General features: G+C 29.1%; 15 protein-coding genes. 1 reads left to right on the top strand and 14 read right to left on the bottom strand.

Annotated elements, in window-relative coordinates:
• Window positions 1-31: 31 nt before the first annotated feature.
• Window positions 32-343 carry a hypothetical protein gene (locus BN854_RS04480; RefSeq protein WP_026659855.1) on the bottom strand — a complete coding sequence of 104 codons (312 nt, stop codon included), beginning with the start codon at window positions 341-343 and terminating at the stop codon, window positions 32-34.
• 112 nt (window positions 344-455) lie between these two features.
• Between BN854_RS04480 and BN854_RS04475 the strand changes: the two genes are divergently transcribed.
• Complete coding sequence (locus BN854_RS04475; protein WP_026659848.1) at window positions 456-1,028, top strand: histidine phosphatase family protein; 573 nt, start codon at window positions 456-458, stop codon at window positions 1,026-1,028.
• A 69-nt stretch (window positions 1,029-1,097) separates the two neighbouring features.
• Here the strand turns inward: BN854_RS04475 and BN854_RS04470 are convergent, their stop codons facing one another.
• The 13 genes from BN854_RS04470 to ileS form a co-directional block, all read right to left on the bottom strand.
• Window positions 1,098-1,886: a lysophospholipid acyltransferase family protein gene (locus tag BN854_RS04470; RefSeq protein ID WP_026659841.1), complete on the bottom strand. Its 789-nt coding sequence runs from the start codon at window positions 1,884-1,886 to the stop codon at window positions 1,098-1,100.
• Between the two features lie 4 nt (window positions 1,887-1,890).
• Window positions 1,891-2,364 carry a dihydrofolate reductase gene (locus BN854_RS04465; protein WP_026659834.1) on the bottom strand — a complete coding sequence of 158 codons (474 nt, stop codon included), beginning with the start codon at window positions 2,362-2,364 and terminating at the stop codon, window positions 1,891-1,893.
• A complete protein-coding gene (gene thyA, locus BN854_RS04460) occupies window positions 2,361-3,227 on the bottom strand; it encodes a thymidylate synthase (RefSeq protein ID WP_026659827.1) in 867 nt (288 codons plus the stop codon). Before thyA ends, BN854_RS04465 begins: the two co-directional genes overlap by 4 nt.
• A gap of 19 nt (window positions 3,228-3,246) precedes the next feature.
• Window positions 3,247-4,629, bottom strand: coding sequence for a dipeptidase PepV (pepV, locus tag BN854_RS04455; RefSeq protein ID WP_026659819.1), 1,383 nt, complete (start codon window positions 4,627-4,629; stop codon window positions 3,247-3,249).
• A gap of 84 nt (window positions 4,630-4,713) precedes the next feature.
• On the bottom strand, window positions 4,714-5,055 hold the full coding sequence (locus BN854_RS04450; RefSeq protein ID WP_026659810.1) for a single-stranded DNA-binding protein: 342 nt from the start codon (window positions 5,053-5,055) through the stop codon (window positions 4,714-4,716).
• Between the two features lie 164 nt (window positions 5,056-5,219).
• Window positions 5,220-6,491, bottom strand: coding sequence for an EF-P 5-aminopentanol modification-associated protein YfmH (gene yfmH / locus BN854_RS04445; RefSeq protein ID WP_026659804.1), 1,272 nt, complete (start codon window positions 6,489-6,491; stop codon window positions 5,220-5,222).
• On the bottom strand, window positions 6,481-7,707 hold the full coding sequence (locus BN854_RS04440) for a M16 family metallopeptidase (RefSeq protein WP_026659796.1): 1,227 nt from the start codon (window positions 7,705-7,707) through the stop codon (window positions 6,481-6,483). The genes yfmH and BN854_RS04440 overlap by 11 nt, the downstream gene beginning before the upstream one ends.
• Window positions 7,707-8,414, bottom strand: coding sequence for a purine-nucleoside phosphorylase (gene deoD, locus BN854_RS04435; protein ID WP_026659790.1), 708 nt, complete (start codon window positions 8,412-8,414; stop codon window positions 7,707-7,709). Before deoD ends, BN854_RS04440 begins: the two co-directional genes overlap by 1 nt.
• Window positions 8,415-8,438: 24 nt before the next feature.
• On the bottom strand, window positions 8,439-9,101 hold the full coding sequence (gene deoC / locus BN854_RS04430) for a deoxyribose-phosphate aldolase (protein ID WP_026659781.1): 663 nt from the start codon (window positions 9,099-9,101) through the stop codon (window positions 8,439-8,441).
• On the bottom strand, window positions 9,088-9,756 hold the full coding sequence (locus BN854_RS04425) for a DUF6198 family protein (protein WP_026659771.1): 669 nt from the start codon (window positions 9,754-9,756) through the stop codon (window positions 9,088-9,090). Before BN854_RS04425 ends, deoC begins: the two co-directional genes overlap by 14 nt.
• A gap of 9 nt (window positions 9,757-9,765) precedes the next feature.
• Window positions 9,766-10,629 carry a hypothetical protein gene (locus BN854_RS04420; protein ID WP_026659763.1) on the bottom strand — a complete coding sequence of 288 codons (864 nt, stop codon included), beginning with the start codon at window positions 10,627-10,629 and terminating at the stop codon, window positions 9,766-9,768.
• 20 nt (window positions 10,630-10,649) lie between these two features.
• A complete protein-coding gene (gene surE, locus BN854_RS04415) occupies window positions 10,650-11,384 on the bottom strand; it encodes a 5'/3'-nucleotidase SurE (protein WP_026659755.1) in 735 nt (244 codons plus the stop codon).
• A gap of 3 nt (window positions 11,385-11,387) precedes the next feature.
• Window positions 11,388-14,087 carry an isoleucine--tRNA ligase gene (ileS, locus tag BN854_RS04410; protein WP_026659749.1) on the bottom strand — a complete coding sequence of 900 codons (2,700 nt, stop codon included), beginning with the start codon at window positions 14,085-14,087 and terminating at the stop codon, window positions 11,388-11,390.
• Window positions 14,088-14,206 lie beyond the last annotated feature (119 nt).

Genomic DNA, 14,206 nt, shown 5'->3' with positions numbered 1-14,206 from the left:
AAAAAGCTTTTGACTAAAGCTCTTTTATTTTTTAAGTAAATTGCATAAATAGGAAAATGATAACTCCTATGATAATAATGACAATAAATAGTTTTAAAGCCTTCTTTATAAATGAAATAACACCTAAAACTAGAAGTAATAAAATAAATATTGACCCTAGTATTTTGTATATTTCTGGCATTGGCGCTATGAAAGTGTCATATAATCCTTGCATTTTTTGATCAAATGATATTGTATTTGCTAGCCATTCATTAATTTTTGTCCCTACTTGGTTAAAAAAATTAACAATAGCTTCCCATATTCTTACAAAAAAATTAGAGTCTTCTGTAAATAAATGCCACATAATATACACCTTCTTTCAAATATGATTTATTATATCATTAAATATTATATATTGCTATTATTTGATGTGTAAAAAGTATGCTATAATTTATCTAGAATGGGATGTGAAAAAAATGATTATAGGTCTTGTTAGACATGGTCAAACTGACTTTAATAAAAAAGGAATCATTCAAGGTCATATTGATAACCCTCTTAATAAAGAAGGGATAAATCAAGTTAAAAAATTGGGAATTCACTTAAAACAGTATGATAAATCATGGGACTATATCGGATACACTCCTTTAAAGCGTGCATATGAGTCTGCTACTATTTTAAATAGCTTTCTTAATATAAAGTTATCATTTGCATATAAAAAACTAATAGAACGCGATTTTGGCCCTTTTGATGGCAAAGATGTATCTGTAGTTAAAGATATATTTAAACAAAAGGATTATAAAGTTGAGGGATTTGAAAATGACTCTTTACTGCTTGAAAGAGTTAAGAATGCTTTATTTGAATTAAACCAAAAATATACTGATAAGAAAGTTTTATTTGTCTGTCATTCTCATGTTATAAAATCAGCACTGATTCTAGTTGATCCTAAGACTTATTCTTTTATGAATTATTATGTTAGTAATTCTTCTATTTACTATTTTGATATTTCTGAAAGCACAATTAAGTTTATAAAAAAAATAGATTTAGAATAAAAAAATACTCCCATTATATCTTTGGGAGTATGTATCTTATATTAGATTAAGATTTTTCTTAATCTTTTTTTATTCTTCTAAACCAGAATTGATAACATCCATTACTAAATCTGCAATCTCACTTGTATTTAAATCCTTAATTTTTTCAAATGGAATAACTGGATGTACCACTACTGTTACTTTTGTTTTTTTCCAAGGAGCATTATGCTTAACTAAAGTTGTGTGGTTCAGCGTAACTGGTAAAATATTGGCTTCACCTTTTAATGCCATTTTAAAGGCTCCGGCACGCATTTCTTTAACAGATTCATCTTCTCTTGACTTTATGCCACCTTCAGGAAAGATTGTCATTGAAAGTCCATTTTTAACATTTTTAATAGCTGTAACTAATGCTTTAGCAGTTGCTCTGTCATCGCCTCTTGTAACTTTCATACATCCAGCAGCATCAAACCATCCACCCATAAAAGGCAAGTCGTATAATTGTCCTTTAGGTGTAAAGGCAACTGGACGATTCATTATTTGTAATATTACAAAAGGATCTACATAAGATTTATGATTTCCATAGACTACTAAACTACCATTTTTAGGAATGTAGTTTCTGTTTTTAACTTTTACCGTCATATTTAAGATAAATCGATTGATAAATCTAGCAGCACTTCTTAACAAATAACCTCTATAACGATTATTAAGTGACATAAAGCGCATCAAATTTAAATTAATAAATAAACATAAAAAAGTCATTATATATCCTAAGGCAAAGCCTAGTATAATCCATAAAATAATATAGTAACTTCCTAAAACAAAAATTGACATTAACGAGGAGAAACTAATCCAAGTTAATAAAAATAATACTGTAAACATCTTATCAGTCCTTCTTCTCGTATATTGAAAATATAAGCTCGGCAGAATACCTTTTTTGAATCACTTTATATTGGTTTAAATCAAATTTAGGAAAGTAAATATTTCCTTCATGTCGTTTTAAAATATGTGTAATATATAGTCTATCTGCATAAGGAAGGGCTACTTGATAAATAGTTCTTCCTCCAATCACATATATATCTTCTTTAGTATTTTTCAAAAAGTATTCTAAATTATCAATGATTGTAACATTTGAATCTTTAAAGTCATTATTTTTACTAGCAACATAGATTTTTCCGTAAGGAAGAGGCTTATCTTTATAGTAACCTTTTAATGATAAATAGGTCATATCTCCCATTAAAACTGTCTTATTTTCTACAGTAGCTTTAAAATATTTTAAATCTTCTTTATATCTCCAAGGCAGTTTATTATCTTTTCCTATAAGAAAGTTAGTATCCATTGCCCATATCAGTATAATCATACAGCAACCTTGCCTTTTATGCCGCTATAAGGGTTGTAATCACTTAAGGTAAAGTCTTCTATTCTAAAGTCTTCTAAGTGTCTTATATTCTTATTTAATGACATTTTAGGTAAGGCTCTAGGCGTTCTAGTAAGTTGTTTATTAATTTGTTCGTAGTGATTAGAATAGATATGAGCATCTCCTATTGTATGCACGAATTCTCCTGGTTCTAAGTTAGTGACTTGAGCAACCATTAAGAGTAATAAAGCATATGAAGCAATATTAAATGGGATGCCTAAAAATACATCACCACTTCTTTGATAAAGTTGTAAAGATAGTTTTCCTTTATTAACATAAAATTGGATTAAGGTATGACAAGGTGGAAGAGCCATATTTTTTATTTCTGCTGGATTCCAAGCAGATAAAATAAGTCTTCTTGAACTTGGATTTGTCTTAATTTCATTTAAGATATAAGAAAGTTGATCTACACCATTAAAATTTCTCCATTGTGCTCCATAAACAGGACCTAAATCACCGTATTTAGATGCAAATTCAGAATCAGTTTTAATTTTTTCTGAAAATTCTTCAATCGTTTCATTCTTATAGTCCATTGATTGTTTATATTTTTGGTATGGCCAGTCAGTCCATATTTTAACATCATTATCTACTAAATATTTAATATTAGTATCCCCTTTTATAAACCATAATAGTTCATGAATAATTGACTTTAAATGCACTTTTTTAGTGGTTAGTAAGGGAAAGCCTTCTTGTAGATCAAAACGCATTTGGTAGCCAAATACACTTTTTGTTCCAGTATTTGTTCTATCATCTTTTTCTTGTCCGTTTTCAAGTATATGACGGCATAAGTCTAAATACGTCTTCATAGTAACTCCTTAATTATAATTATTTTGCTAATTCATATAAGCTTTCTGTATAAATAATGGTTGCTTTAATTAAATCTTCAATAATGATAAATTCATTTTTTTGGTGAATATAACTTGGTTTATCTAAAAAGTGTGGTCCAAATGCAACTACATTTGGCATCGCACGAGCAAATGTACCTCCACCAATGCTAAGTGGTTTTGCGTCAACATCGTTTGTATGTTTCTTATATACATTCATTAATTTTTGAATCATTTCTGAATTTGGATCTTTATATAATAATTGTTGATGATGTTCAACGGTTGCAACAAAGTTAAATTCTTTAATCTCATTATTAATTTTAGGTAAAACATCTTTATCGTAATTAACATTATTTGGATATCTTAAGTTAAGGTAGATTAAAGCGTCTTTACCATCATATTTTAATACACCAAAATTAACCGTTAAATCGCCCATTTCTTCATCATGGTAATTAACGCCTAGTTTTTTACCATAGTTATCATGAGTTAAATATTTATCAGCTAATAAAGTTAAATTATTTTCAATCTTTAATGCTTTTAAGATATCAAATAATAGATCGATGGCATTTTTTCCTAGCTCTGGTAAAGAACCATGAGCTGAAATACCTTTAACTCTGATATTAATTTGATTATTTTCTTCTTTAAATGTTGCATCTAGGTTATTTTCTTTAACATATTTATCAAAAAGTTGTTGATATGATGCATTATATACTAAAACAGCTTCAGCAAAATCAGGAACCATATTATCTCTGAATCCACCTTCAAGCTTAATAATTCTTTCATCAATAAAACTTGATTTTAAAACTGTTCTTGTAATACCTTTTTCAGCATAGATTAAAGGGAAATCGGCATCAGGAATAAATCCTGAAACTGGTGATTCTGGATATTTACTAAAGTAATGTCTTACACATCTCCATCCGCTTTCTTCATCAATCCCTAAAATAAGTTTAACTCTTTTAGAAAGTTTCACTCCTAATTCTTTTAGGATTTTTAAAGCGTAATAAGCCGCAATTGTAGGTCCTTTGTCATCTTCTGTTCCACGGCCATACATTTTACCATCGTGAATTTCAGCACCATAAGCAGGGTATGTCCAATCATTACCAGCAGGAACAACATCTAAATGACCAATCATTCCTACAAATTCTTTAGCATCACCATATTCAATATGACCTGCATAACCATCTACATTGACGGTTTTAAAACCATCTTTTTTACCAAGAGCTAACATCCAATCTAAAGCTTCTTTATTACCTTCGCCAAAAGGAGCTCCAACTCTACTTGGATCAAAAGTAGTTAGTTCAGAATTTATTTTTATAAGTTCTTGTAAATCCTTAATAATTTCATCTTTTCTTTTTAATACTTCTTTTTCAAAATCAATTGACATATTGTATCATCTCCTTGTTTTATTGTATCACAAAGTAGTGTAAACTAATACTTATTTTAAAAAAACGAAAAAAAAAGAATCTTGTTAAGATTCAATTTCTTCAGTATTCTTATTTCCAGATAAATAACTTATTTTTTCACCAATGAGTTCTAATGTTTGGTTTATCTTATTATCTTTTTCTATTTTTTTAATTTGTAATCTACCTTTGACCGCAATCAAGTCTCCTTTATGACAATATTTATGTAGATATACTGCTAAATTCTCCCATAAGACACATTTAATAAAATCAGTTTCATACTCACCATCATAATTCTTAAACGCTCTTTTAACTGCAATTGTTATTTCTGAAACTTTTCTACCATCTACTAATTTAACTATTTCTGGATCCTTTGTTAGTCGTCCAACTAAAACTACTTGATTTAGCATTTTATCTCTCCTTCCCTATCATTCTAACGTTCATTCTTTTTTAAGTAAAAAGGTGAATTCACTATTTATAATAGTAAGAAAAGAGAAAATTACTTTTTTTATTTTAAAAAAAATAAGATATTCCCATTATTTAGGAGAATATCTTGCTTTTTGAATAAATTATCTTAAAATTCGTCATTTGAATAAACGTATAAAGTAGAAAACATATCAGCATTAATATTAGCTAAAAATGCTTTAATATCATCAATTGAAACCTCTTTAACAAATAGAATAATGTCATCTAGTGTAACACCTAATGGGTAGTATTTGCTAAACAGGTATAGTTTATACTCAAATTCATTGACTGAAAAGATATGATGACCAATTAAAATGCGTTTAACTTTTTCTAATGCATCCTCTGTTAGTGATTCACTGGGAGGCGTTATTAATACTTTTTTAATTAAAAAATCTAGTGTTTCAATATCGTTTGTATCAGCTTGTAAAAAGATAGAAAAAACATTTCTTTCATTAATCAGTTGAAACGATAGTTGTTCACTTAAAATACCTTCTTCTATTGTTTTTTCATAAAAATCTGATAATGATCCTACCAATAGATTAAGTGCTATTACTGCTTTAATTTCTTCTTTAAGTAAGTAGATTTTATTATCTGTTTTATAGTCAAACTTAATACCCATAGATAACTTATTTTTTATATTAGAAAGTTCTATTGATTTAAAGGCTTCTTTGACTTCGTAATGTTCGTATAATAAAGTCTTTTTAACAGGGCTTTGATTTTCATTTAAAGTAGGGTAAACTTCATTTAAAAAGTCTTCCATTTCTTTAAAATCAAAATTTCCACTAATATAGAGCTTTCTATTGACTGGTTGATAAAAATAATTATATGTTTCTTCTAACATTTGTGGAGTGATAAATTCGATTGTTTCTATAGTTCCTGCAATATCATGTTTAATTGAATGATCATGGTACATCATATTTAAAACAATATTTTGAATGTATGAATCAACATCATCGTCATACATTTTTATTTCTTCTGCGATGATATTATATTCTTGATCTATATTTTCATCTGTGAAGTAAGGATTATCAAGCATTTCTAGTAAATATTTGAGACCTTCTTTAATATTATCATTTCCAACTAATGTGTATGAAGTTGTTTGATAAGATGTCATTGCATTCGCTTGAAGTCCAAGGCTTGTTAGTTTCATAAATGCATCTGTGCCATCTGCCATCGCAAATATTTTATGCTCTAAAAAGTGAGCTATTCCAGGACTTAAGTCATATTCTTGTTCATCTTTAATATAAGTTAGATCAAGTGAACCAAAAGAAACATCTAATTGAACATATATAGAAGCACTATGATCTTTTAAAAGAATAACTTCCATTCCATTTTTTGTTTTAAATGAATATCTTTCATTGTAATTTAGATTATTCTTCATTCTCATCATCTCCATGTAATATATATATTCCAGTGAGTTCAAGTCCATTTAAGACTTCTTTGACATCATTAATAGTAACAGCATCTATTTTCTTAATTTTTTCTTCAAGAGTTTTATTTTCTGTAAAAAATAAATTTAAAAACTCTCTAAATGTTTGAGATAACTGATAATCTTGTGAGGTATACATCACAGATTTTAAGTATTTTTTAGCAGAATCAAGTTCACTTACGGTAGGTCCATATTGAATTAGATTTTCCATAATATCTAGAATTTTTTCTTGAGCAAGTTCTTTTTTGCTAAGTTCAACTCCAGCATATACAGTCAGTAGTTTCCTATCAATATCATATTCTGCGTCTACTTCATATGCTAACATCATCTGTTCTCTAATAATTCTAAAAAGCCTTGAATCTGGTGAGCTTCCAAGTAAGATATACATTAAAACCATTGCCTCATAATTCTTACTATCATAGGTGATGTCACTAAAATAACCAATATAAATAAGAGCTTGATGCATCTTTGTATATTCTTCATGGAGTTGTATTTCAGTATTTTTGACAAATGTTTCTAATTCTAAATTGGGTTTTGGTAAATCTTTAGCAATAGGAAAATTGTTTCTAATAAATGCTTCATCACTTTCAGAAATATCACCATTAATAGTAATTGTTAATTCATTGTTTAAAAAAGAATTTTGATAATAATCATAAAGTTTTTCACTTGTGATTTCACTTACTTCTTCTTTAGTTCCAATTAAATCTTTTCCAAATATATGATTAGAAAATACTTTATTGTAATATCCTAATTTTGCAATTTCTGATTTATCTTCTTTTCTTTTTTCTATTAATTCTAGTAGTTGTTTTTTAACAATGTTAACATTTTTATTATCAAATCTTTGTCTGTTATAAACAATTTTTTGATAAAGTTTGAGTGCTTCTAATAACAAGTTAGGTTCATTCACAATATCAGCATTAGCAATTGTTAGGCAGTAATATAAATAATGATTGCCTTTAAACATTTTAACGCCTTCTGATAATCTTGCTCCATATAAATAAGAAAACTCTTCATTTAGTTTCTTAGCTGTCTTTGATTCATCTGTATAATAACGTAATAGTTTACCCAGCAAAAAACGATACGCGATTGTTTTTTCATTTAGTACCTCATTGTACCAAAAAACAATTTGTATCGTCTTAAAAGTATGATTGTGGTTAATAGTGAGCATTAGATACTTTCTAAGGCTATTTCCATCATTTTAGTAAATGAAGTTTGTCTTTCTTCAGGGGTAGTTACATCGCTTGTTACAAATGAATCTGAAATGGTTAATAAACATGCGGCGTTTTTACCTAAAGCTTTTGCATTTGCAAATAATGCAAATGATTCCATTTCAACAGCAAGAGCATTATAATCAGAAAGAATTTTCTTATAATCGTCTGGGTTAACACGATAGAAAACATCTGATGAATGAATTCTTCCTTCATGAAGTTTATATCCTAATTTTTTAGCAGATGCTTTCAAATTATCATTTAATAAAAGGGTTGCTGGTAAAACATTGCTTTCAGAAACTCCCATTGTTTTTGCAAAGCTTGATTCACTATATGCATCTGTTGCAAGTAAAACATCATATACATTTAAATCTTTGGTATAAGAACCTGCTGAACCAATACGAATGATATTTTCAACATCGTAAAATTTAAATAATTCATAACTATAAATTCCGATACTAGGCATTCCCATTCCAGATCCCATAACAGTTACTTTTTTACCTTTATAAGTACCAGTATAACCAAACATATTTCTGACAGTATTAATTTGTACTACATCCTTTAAGAATGTTTCAGCAATAAATTTAGCTCTAAGTGGATCTCCTGGCATTAAAACTGTTTTTGCTACTAAAGTCTTATCTTCTAATCCAATATGTGGTGTTGACATAATATGACCTTCCTTTTCTTTTTTTTAATATCCTGATGTAGCTTCTTTGTGATTTACAAGCGCTACTCCATTTGAAGTCCCAATACGTGATGCTCCTGCATTAATCATAATCATCGCATCTTCAAAAGTTCTAACCCCACCTGAGGCTTTAACAAATGCATGATCTTTTACAATTTCTTTCATAAGTGCGACATCATCTTTTGTAGCACCACTTGAAGCATATCCTGTTGATGTTTTAACAAAGTTTGCTTTAGCTTTTACTGCTTGTTCACAAACTAAAATAATTTCTTCTTTTGATAAATAGGCAGTTTCTATAATAACTTTTACTGTTTTACCAGATGCTGCTTTAACAACTGAACTGATATCTTCAAAAATTCCTTTTGCATCATGTGCTTTAACTAAAGCTACATTAACAACCATATCAATTTCATCAGCCCCATTTTTTATAGCATCAGCAGTTTCATAAGCCTTTACTTCTTTTGTATGTGTTCCGTGAGGAAAACCAATCACTGTACATACTAATGGACTTTTTCCTTTTAGTAATGATGCTGCATATGACACCCAAACTGGTGAAACACACACGCTTTTAAAGCTGTATTCGATTGCTTCTTGTGTTAATTTATCGATATCTTCTTTACTAACAATAGGACCTAATTTAGTATGATCGATATACTCATTTAATTTCATTTGACTCATTTTTCATTCCTCCAAATAGTAGTTTAATAGGTTTATGTGTTATTTGTATCATTGGGCTTAAAATAGCAACTGCTATAAAAGTAAACCACGAAATATTGCTCATAACGTTACCATTGATAGCTCCAAAAGTAATTGCGACTAAGAAGAACATGATTTCTAAGGCAACTTTGGATAGTCCAATACTTTTTGGGAACCATTTTTCGTGAATAATAAGCATTGCCGCTTCTGCTGGAGAAGGTACTAACTTAGAAAACACCACAAAATTAGTTCCTATTGCAATTGTTAAGAGTCCTGAAAATAGCATGACTACATTTAAAACTGTAATCTGATCTGATACTGGCCAATTGATTAATCCTAAAGCCCAGTTAATAAGTCCTAGTGCCAAGGAAAAAATGGCAATGTTGATATAGCTATATAAGTATTTAAAGTTCTTAGTCACCGCTATACAAATAACTCCTAATAGTGAGTTTAAAATAAGTGATGCAATTCCAACTTCAATATGAATATTTATTCTAGCAAATAAATCAACTAAGTTTAAACCTGCCGCATCCCATGGGAAGACACCTTTTTTTTGGCTTATAATCAAGGCAACACCTAGTGCGATCAGTATGAGCCCAAAAATATGAATCGTGGTACGTTTTAGCATAGTGCTCCTTTAATCAATCAATTGTTGATATGTAATATGTTTTAAGTCTTTAATATCAAATTCAGTTTTTGTGAATTTATGTTTTTTTGTTAGTTTAAATACTTTTCTAGCATTTTTCTTAACAATTACTTTTGTATCTTTTAAAAAACCTGGTACGTCTAGTAAAAATTTGTTTGTAACTGATAAAAATTCATTATAGTTTAATTCTTTTATCTGATTATTTTGTCTTAACAAGATATAGTCAGTTGATGGAGGAAAAACCGTTAAAGTTCCTTCTTGCCATTCAACTAATACTAAAACACTTTTGTTAGGAGTTGTGTAAAATACATATTTTGGAACATAGGTTTTTAAATCTTTATAATATAGTTGTAATTCCAAAGATTCATCTATATATCTAGAAATTTCATTAAGTCTAGTTTTAGATATTTGATAAAATCCATCAAGCATTTCTGGATATTTTTTAAAGTATGCTTCCTTAACTAAGGCAAAAGCTTTTAAGACTGTTTCTGCTTTAAATGCTAAAACATCTTCAAATGCTTCGCTATAAACATACATATCAAAAACGTTAACTACATTTTTTACTAAATTCAAAATTTTTTCTACACCATAATCGGAGGTAATAATTGGTATATCCATTCTAAAATTTAAATCTAAAAATTTAGGATTTAATCTATAGATGTTAGGAACATTTGATTTTCTTGTAATATAGAAAGTAGCTTTACTGCCAAGTCTTGGATGTTGGTATAAAAATCTAACACTTTCTTCATCCATTTCAACAGTCACTTCTTCATAACGGTCAAAAAACTCAATTAATGCATTAACATCAATCTTTCTACTTTTCTCTTTAAAAAAGTGTAAGTGAAATACAGACATTAAAAATACCTCCTTTTTAACTATTCATTTTTTAAAATAGCTTTTATTTTTTTGAAATCTGTTTGTTCAATCATTAATGGTGTAATTGAAACATAGCCTTCTTCATATGCAGTAACATCCGTATCAGCTTCTTCTTGATATCTGATGATACTAAATGATTGGTGATACAAATTAGGTTTATCTGATTTAACTAAATCAGATTCATAAACTCTACGACCTTGTTTTGTAATTTTTGTCCCTAGTGGTTTTGCAAAACTTGGTTTTGGAAAATTAATGTTAAGTAAAGCAGTATTGTTGTATAACTCAGATTCTATCATTTCATCTAATAATTTAATTACTTCATCATATAAATATGGTAAATCTAGAGTAGGTGCTGAAAAGGCAATTGCAGGAACATGGTATAAATGACCTTCCATTGCAGCAGCAACAGTTCCTGAATAAAGAATATCTGTTCCAAGGTTTGATCCGTCATTAATTCCTGAAACGATTAAGTCAAATTCAGCATCAAAAATACTCATACCAGCTCTTACACAATCAACAGGGCTTCCTGTTACTTTAATTGCTTTAAGTGCACCTATGATATCTTTTACTTCTTCTATCTCTAAGTATTCAGTAAGTGTCATTGCATGGCTTTGAGCACTTTGTTGATACTTTGGGGCTGAAACATAGACTTGTCCAAAATGAGCACAAGCTTTAACAAGCATCTTTAAACCTTCTGATTCAATTCCGTCATCATTAACAACTAAAATATTCATAGATTATTCCTCCAGTGCTTTTTCACAACGTGAACATAGTTCATCGCTATTAACATTTGATACGATATTCCAGCATCTAGCACATACATGGCCATTTGCTTTTTTAACTAATATGTCTACATTTTCTCCAATAGTTATATTTACTTTTGAAACAATTAATAATTGGTGTAAGTTTTTTAAAGCATCTAATTGTTCTAATGTTTCATGTAATGCTTTAGTTATTGTCAAATCAACTTCAGCTTGTAATGATTTACCAATAATTTTTTGATCACGTGCTAATTCTAGTTGTTTTAAGATGTTTTCTCTTAAATCTCTAAATGCACGATAATTATTCATTAAGTTTTCATCTTTGAATTCATTTTTAGTTGGCATTTTTTCTAAATAGATATCTTCTAATTTTTCAAATGGTAAATATGAATAAACTTCCGATGTTGTATGAGGGATAATTGGTGTTAATACTTTTAATAATCCCATAGTCATATCATAAATAGTTGATTGAATAGCTCTTCTTTCAAAATTATTTGCTTTTTCTATATATAAAATATCTTTTGTATAGTCAAGATAGAAAGCACTAATTTCATTTGTAATAAATGGTACAACTAGTCTTGATACTTTATCAAATTCATAGTTTTCATAGGCATTTAAGATATCGTTTATTAAGTATCTAAAATCAATTGTGATTGCTCGATTGATTTGACCTCTCATTGAATATCCAACATAATCTTTTTTAGGGTCAAAGTCATTTAAGTTACCTACCATAAATCTTAGTGTATTTCTAATCTTACGGTACATTTCAGCAACTTGATCCATCATTTCATTACTAATTCTCACATCACTTTGGTAATCAACGTTTGCGACCCATAGTCTTAAAAGGTCTGCACCTTTTTGCTTCATTACAACAAGCGGATCAACTACATTTCCTAATGACTTACTCATTTTTCTTCCTTGACCATCAAAAACGAAACCATGAGTAACAACTGCTTTATATGGTGCTTGATTAAAGGCAGCTGTTGAAGTAATTAATGAAGAGTTAAACCAACCTCTATGTTGGTCAGCCCCTTCTAAATATAAATCTGCAGGGAATGGTAAGTTTCTTCTTTTTAGTACTGAATAGCTTGTTCCTGAATCAAACCAAACATCCATAATATCTACTTCTTTTTTGAATTGATTATTTGGGCTATCTACATTTTTATATCCTTTTGGTAATAAATCTTTTGCATCCCATTCATACCAAATATCTGAACCGTGTTCTAAGAATAAATCAGCAACATGATCAATTACTTTTGAATCTAGTATTGGAGTTTCATTTTCAGCATAGAATATTGGAATTGGTACACCCCAAGCACGTTGACGGCTAATTACCCAATCTTCTCTGTCTTTTAACATATTTCCAATTCTAACTTCACCCCATTTAGGTAGCCAAGTTGTTTTTTCTACTTCTTTTAATAATTCTTCACGAATCATCTTAACTGATGCGAACCATTGTGGGGTTGCTCTAAAGATAACTGGTTTTTTAGTTCTCCAATCATGTGGATATGAGTGGGTGATTGTATCAACTCTTAAAAGTGAATTTGTTTCTTTTAAATCTTCTATAATAGCATCATTTGCTTTTTCATAGAATAATCCTTCATATTTTCCTGCTTCATTTGTCATCATACCTGTTTCATTCACAGGGCATAATATATCTAAATTATATTTTTTACCAACAATATAATCATCTTCTCCATGTCCAGGTGCGGTATGAACAAGTCCAGTACCATCAGTATCTGTAACATGTTCTCCTAAAATAATAGGAGAGGTTCTATCAAATATCGGATGTTTATAAGTAAGGTTTTCTAGAGTTTGTCCTTTAAATGTATCTAGAACTTCTACTGAATTAAATGATAGTTTATCCTTTAAACTTCCAAGTAAAGCTTCTGCGACAATATATTTTTTACCATCTACTAAAATATGATTATAATTCATTGTTGGATGAACTGAGACAGCTAAGTTTGCAGGGAGTGTCCAAGGAGTTGTAGTCCATATGATAAGTGAAGTATCTTTAAATTTTTTCTTATCAGTTAATTTAAATGTAAAGTATATAGATTTAGATTGCTTGTCATGATATTCAATTTCAGCTTCTGCTAATGCAGATTCAGATGATGGAGACCAGTAGATTGGTTTTAATCCTTTATAAATTAAACCACGAGCAACCATTTGACTAAATATTTTAACTTGATCTGAAACAAAACTCTTATCTAATGTTAAATAAGGATTATCCCAATCGCCTAAAATACCAATACGCATAAATTGTGCTTTTTGTCTTTCTACTTGTTGTAAGGCAAATTCTCTACAGTGTTTTCTAAATTCAGAACGAGAAATTTCTTTTCTGTTAATTCCCTTTTTAGTTACTGCTGTTTCAATTGGAAGTCCGTGTGTATCCCAACCTGGTATATATGGAACATAACGACCTTTCATTGTTTGGTATCTTAAAACAAAATCTTTTAATGTTTTTTGGAAAGCATGTCCAACGTGAATATCTCCATTTGCATAAGGTGGACCATCGTGTAATATAAACGGTTCATTATCTTTATTTTGCTCTAAAACTTTTTTGTATAAGTCTATTTTTTTCCAGTATTCCTGAATGTTAATTTCATTTACACCTAGATTCCCTCGCATTGGAAAATCTGTTTTTGGCATAAGTAATGTGTCTTTAAAATCCATATATGATTGCTCCTTTTATGTTGTTTTTATAAAATAAAATCGTCCTTAAAAACGCTAAGGATGAAAAATTCGCGGTACCACCTTAGTTCTATAACAAAAGTTATAGCACTCAAATTTAA

This window comes from Alteracholeplasma palmae J233 (assembly GCF_000968055.1).
Classification (GTDB): Bacteria; Bacillota_I; Bacilli_A; order Acholeplasmatales; family Acholeplasmataceae; genus Alteracholeplasma; species Alteracholeplasma palmae.
Note: the sequence above shows the minus strand (reverse complement) of the source record. Positions and strands in the feature narration are given on the sequence as shown.

Bases quoted from the DNA above. Each gene is read 5' to 3' on its own strand.
- BN854_RS04420 (WP_026659763.1), bottom strand. From the start codon at position 10,629: ATGTCTGTATTTCACTTACACTTTTTTAAAGAGAAAAGTAGAAAGATT.
- deoC (WP_026659781.1), bottom strand. From the start codon at position 9,101: ATGAAATTAAATGAGTATATCGATCATACTAAATTAGGTCCTATTGTT.
- ileS (WP_026659749.1), bottom strand. From the start codon at position 14,087: ATGGATTTTAAAGACACATTACTTATGCCAAAAACAGATTTTCCAATG.
- yfmH (WP_026659804.1), bottom strand. From the start codon at position 6,491: ATGAAGAATAATCTAAATTACAATGAAAGATATTCATTTAAAACAAAA.
- BN854_RS04480 (WP_026659855.1), bottom strand. From the start codon at position 343: ATGTGGCATTTATTTACAGAAGACTCTAATTTTTTTGTAAGAATATGG.
- BN854_RS04425 (WP_026659771.1), bottom strand. From the start codon at position 9,756: ATGCTAAAACGTACCACGATTCATATTTTTGGGCTCATACTGATCGCA.
- BN854_RS04465 (WP_026659834.1), bottom strand. From the start codon at position 2,364: ATGATTATACTGATATGGGCAATGGATACTAACTTTCTTATAGGAAAA.
- surE (WP_026659755.1), bottom strand. From the start codon at position 11,384: ATGAATATTTTAGTTGTTAATGATGACGGAATTGAATCAGAAGGTTTA.
- deoD (WP_026659790.1), bottom strand. From the start codon at position 8,414: ATGTCAACACCACATATTGGATTAGAAGATAAGACTTTAGTAGCAAAA.
- BN854_RS04450 (WP_026659810.1), bottom strand. From the start codon at position 5,055: ATGCTAAATCAAGTAGTTTTAGTTGGACGACTAACAAAGGATCCAGAA.
- pepV (WP_026659819.1), bottom strand. From the start codon at position 4,629: ATGTCAATTGATTTTGAAAAAGAAGTATTAAAAAGAAAAGATGAAATT.
- thyA (WP_026659827.1), bottom strand. From the start codon at position 3,227: ATGAAGACGTATTTAGACTTATGCCGTCATATACTTGAAAACGGACAA.
- BN854_RS04470 (WP_026659841.1), bottom strand. From the start codon at position 1,886: ATGTTTACAGTATTATTTTTATTAACTTGGATTAGTTTCTCCTCGTTA.
- BN854_RS04475 (WP_026659848.1), top strand. From the start codon at position 456: ATGATTATAGGTCTTGTTAGACATGGTCAAACTGACTTTAATAAAAAA.
- BN854_RS04440 (WP_026659796.1), bottom strand. From the start codon at position 7,707: ATGCTCACTATTAACCACAATCATACTTTTAAGACGATACAAATTGTT.